Here is a 1,444-nt window from a genome sequence, read left to right on the forward strand (position 1 = left end):
TGAACTGCCCCCAAAAAGTTAGACACTATTTGGGGGCATTTTTATGGAAAGAAAAGTCAAGTACAATTGTGAATTTAAACTTCGTTGTGTAGAAGAAGTTATGAAAAGGCATAACTCGGTTAAAGGCACAGCTAGAGCAAACAAGATAGCTGAAAGCAACCTTACATGCTGGATTAGCCGCTATAATGAATTTGGAATTGAAGGTCTTTTACCAAGGCAGAAAAATAAAGTTTATACTGCAGACTTTAAATTAAAAGTGATACAAACCATTGAAAATAAGTCATTATCTTTGGATGAAGCCTGCTTGATTTTCAAAATTCCAGCGCAGTCAACCATAATAAGCTGGCAAAGAAAATATGCAAAAGATGATTTGGCAGGCTTAGAACTTAAATCACGTGGCAGACCAGCAGTTATGAATTTTAAGAGAAAGCAACGAAAAACAGACAAACCTTTAACCAGGGAAGAGGAACTCTTAAAGGAGTTAGAGTACCTGCGCGCTGAGAACGAAATTCTAAAAAAGTTCAACGCCTTAGTTCAAGCCGAGCAAGCCAATCAAAACAAAAGGCTCAAACCATAATGGAATTAAGGCATAAATATGATTTAGATCTTTTGCTAAATTGTATGAACATGGTTAGAAGTACGTATTATTACTATGAAAAGAAAGGTCAGGTAATCGATAAATATCAAGAGATAAAAGATTTAATTAAACAGATTTACAATTATCATAAGGGCAGATTAGGATATAGACGTATTACTCTATTACTCAAAAAAGAGGGGATTTTAATTAATCACAAAACAGTGCTTCGATTGATGAAATTTTTAGGATTAAAAAGTCTAATCAGAATCAAGAAGTACAGATCGTATAAAGGAGAGCAGGGAAAGATAGCCCCTAATCTACTGCAACGCAATTTTAAGGCTGATATACCTAACCAGAAATGGGCAACCGATGTGACTGAATTTAATGTTTCTGGCAATAAATTGTACTTGTCGCCGATAATCGATCTGTTTAATGGAGAGATAATTAGCTATGAATTATCGCAAAGACCAGTGTTTAATCAAGTTTTAAATATGCTTGAAAAAGCATTTAAAAAAATACCCGATAATACTAATCTGACTCTGCATTCTGACCAAGGATGGCAGTATCAAATGACACAATATCAGCATTTATTAAAGAAAAAAGGAATTATGCAAAGCATGTCCAGAAAAGGCAATTGTCTTGATAATGCGATAATTGAAAACTTCTTTGGAATATTAAAATCAGAGTTGTTTTATCTAAAAAAATACACTTCCATTAATCAATTGAAACAAGAGATTATCGAGTATATAAATTATTATAACAATGACAGAATTAAACTTAATCTAAAAGGAATGAGCCCGATACAATATCGAGCTCATTATTATAAAACTTAATTATTAATTTGTCTAAACTTTTGGGTGCAGTCTA

Annotated in this window: 1 protein-coding gene; it reads left to right on the forward strand. The window is 32.8% G+C overall.

Annotated elements, in window-relative coordinates:
* The first annotated feature begins 43 nt into the window (after positions 1 to 43).
* Positions 44 to 1,410, forward strand: a protein-coding gene (locus ACFO3N_RS24890; RefSeq protein WP_379801511.1) for an IS3 family transposase whose coding sequence is annotated in 2 segments (ribosomal slippage) — positions 44 to 512 and positions 512 to 1,410 — 1,368 coding nt in all. Because the reading frame shifts where the segments join, the coding sequence is not laid out codon by codon here.
* Positions 1,411 to 1,444: the final 34 nt, after the last annotated feature.

The sequence above is a fragment of the Flavobacterium chungangensis genome (assembly GCF_042654045.1).
Taxonomy (GTDB): Bacteria; Bacteroidota; Bacteroidia; order Flavobacteriales; family Flavobacteriaceae; genus Flavobacterium; species Flavobacterium chungangensis.